Consider the following 2918-nt stretch of genomic DNA (forward strand, 5'->3'; position numbering starts at 1 on the left):
TGGGGGTGGGGGGGGCCGGGGGTGGTGGCCAGGGTGGGGGGCCCGCACCACGGCCCCGACCCCGGGGCCGTCGGCCGACCTCATCCCCGGCCGCAGCTCCGCACTGCCGTGACCACGGGTTACCCGCACGGGTGATCGGCTATGCACGGTTGTGGCGACGCTCCCGTTCGCCGCGGACCTGGCACACCCACCCGGCCGGCGGTGACGCGCGATCTCCCCCACGGAGGGGCGCCGATACCGGGCCGGTCATCACCGCAGCTACTTGTACTGACAAGTTGGTGGACCGTTAACCCGGCACGCCAACCTCTTGCGGTCTCATAGGAGGCGATCAACACCACTCGTATAGTCAAGTTCCGAAGGAGACGCGCGTGCGCACCCTGCGCCACATCGCCGTCACCGGTCTCGCGCTCGCCGCGCTGACCGCCGTCCCGCTGCCGAACGCCATCGCCGCCACCTCCGACAAAGTCCTCGTCATCGGCGTCGACGGTCTGATGCTCGACCGCGTCGCGGTCGCCGACGCCCCCGCCCTCGACGGCCTGATCGCCGGCGGGTCGTCGTCGAAGACCTCGCTGTACGCCAACCCGATGGCGCCGACGCTGTCCGGCCCGGGGTGGGCGACCATCGCCACCGGCGCGTGGCCGGACCGGCACGGCGTCACGAGCAACTCGTGGGGCACGTCCCACCGGCTGGCCGAGCACCCCGACTTCCTGACCCGCTTGGAGCGCGCCGACCGGGCCACGTCCACCTACGCCATCGCCACGTGGGCGCCGCTGGTCACCACGAGCGCCGGCACGGCGATCTTCGGCGCCGAGGTCGACCTGCGCGTCTCCTCCGGCGGCGACCAGGCCACCGCCGACCGGGCCGCGCAGCACATCCGCACCACCGACGCCGACGCCGGCTTCCTGCACTTCGACGACGTCGACGCCGCCGGGCACAGCTGCGGCGCGGCCGGCTCCTGCTACCGCGACGCCGTCACCGCCGTGGACAAGCGCATCAAGCAGGTCCTCGACGCCGTCGCCGCGCGCCCGACCCGCGCGCAGGAGGACTGGACCGTCATCGTCACCTCCGACCACGGCCACACCGACACCGGCGGCCACGGCGGCAGCACACCGGGCGAACGCGCCTCGTTGATCATCCACACCGGACCGGGCGCCACCCCGGGCACGCCCGCCGTCGCGCCGAAGAACGTCGACGTCGCCGCCACCGTCCTCGCGCGGTTCGGCGTCGCCACCACCGGCCTCGACGGCCGGCCGCTGGGCACGCCCACCGCGGACCCGTTCGACGCCGTCGCGCTCAAACCGGCCGTGCACGAGGCGACGAGCGCGCTCGGCTGGTCGGACACCCCGCCGTCGGGGTGGCGGATCGACAACACCGGCATGGGCGCCGGCGGCGTCACCGAGTGGCACGGGTGGTCCTTCACCAACGACGACTTCTGGACCCGCGCCGAACCCGGCCAGTGGCGCGAGAACAACGTGCGCGCCCGCGGCGTGTTCGCCGTCGCCGACTCCGACGAGTGGTCCGACCGCACCCGCACCGGCACCTTCACCAGCGCCCTGGTCTCACCCGCCTACGACGTGACCGGCCGCACGCGCGCGACCGTCGGCTTCGTCTCGCACTACCGCAAGGAAGGCGCCGAGACCGCCACGGTGTCCGTGTCCTTCGACGGCGGCGCCGCCCGGACCGTGCTGACCCACACCGGCGACGCGGTCGCCCGGGTCGAGTCGGTGCCGGTGACCGTCCCGGCCGGCGCGCGGCGGATGACCGTGACGTGGCGGCTCGCCAACGGCGACAACAACTGGTACTGGGCCGTCGACTCCCCGACGGTGAGCTTCTGACCCGCGCGGGCGGCCCGACCGCGAACCCCGGGTGGACCGGCTGAGGCGCCGGTCCGGGCCGACCTCCCCCCCGGGGGGGGTGCCCCCCCCCCCCCCCCCCGCCGGACCCACCGGACCCGTCAGCTCCAGGCGAGCACCGACTCCACCTCGACGTCCAGCTCGGAGACCGGGATGTGGCCGAACTGCTCGACCACCACCCTCCCGTCGCGCCGCCGCCACGTGCCGTGCACCCGGCCGTCCACCACGACGTGCGGCGCCGGCGCACCGCCCGCGGTCCGCAGCAGCGGCGCGTGCGCGGGGTCGAGCAGCAGGTCCCGGTCGCGGTAGCCGAGCAGGAAGGTGTCGAACGGGCCGAGCAGCCGCACCGTGCCCTCCGGGTCGGGCGCGTCGGCGGCGGGCAGCTGCCAGCCGTGCCCGCCCTCCACCAGCTCGTCCGCGGGGAACTCCGCGCGCACCCGGTCGACGGGCAGACCGCTCCAGGCGGCCAGGTCGTCGACCGTGGCGGGGCCGTAGGCGCGCAGGTAGCGGCGGGCCAGCTCGGGCAGGTCGGGCGGCAGGTCCGGCACGGCGTCGGACAGCAGCCGGTAGGTCGACTCGCCCGCGCAGACCACGCCCCGGTTGGCGGCGTAGGCGAGCAGGTAGGACGGAGCCGGCGTGGCCGGGTCGAGCGCCACGCCGACCTCGGCGAGCCGTTCGACGACGGCGGCCCTGGTCAGCGGTTCGGTCAGCACCTCGCGCAGCGCGCCCAGCGCCCGCTCGCACACCTCGTCGGTCAGCCCCAGCTCCAGCCGTCGCGGCCGGCCGCGGGCGACGTTGACGGGCCCCAGCAGCGCCAGCAGCCAGCCCACGTCCTCGCGGCGCAGCAGGTGCACGGCGCCGCGCATGGCGCACGTGCGCACCACGTCGCCGCGGTCCAGGGCGGCGCGCAGGTCGGCGGGGGACAGGCCGGTGGTGCGGGCGCGGACCGCGAGCCCGGCGGCGACCACGTCCTGCGCCTGCACGGCGACCACGTCGCGCAGCAGGTCGGATAGGGTGCGGGCGGGGTCGGTCAGGCGGTGCGCCCGCAGGCGCAGCGCCCTGGCC

At 75.8% G+C, this 2918-nt stretch carries 2 protein-coding genes; one reads left to right on the plus strand and one right to left on the minus strand.

From position 1 onward, the window contains the following. Positions 1 to 368: 368 nt before the first annotated feature. On the plus strand, positions 369 to 1835 hold the full coding sequence (locus ACFV4N_RS42215) for an alkaline phosphatase family protein (RefSeq protein ID WP_499678314.1): 1467 nt from the start codon (positions 369 to 371) through the stop codon (positions 1833 to 1835). A gap of 119 nt (positions 1836 to 1954) precedes the next feature. Here the strand turns inward: ACFV4N_RS42215 and ACFV4N_RS42220 are convergent. Then, the coding region (locus ACFV4N_RS42220; protein WP_499678315.1) for a winged helix DNA-binding domain-containing protein at positions 1955 to 2918 on the minus strand (964 nt) is incomplete at its 5' end.

This window comes from Actinosynnema sp. NPDC059797 (genome assembly GCF_042732085.1).
Classification (GTDB): domain Bacteria; phylum Actinomycetota; class Actinomycetes; order Mycobacteriales; family Pseudonocardiaceae; genus Actinosynnema.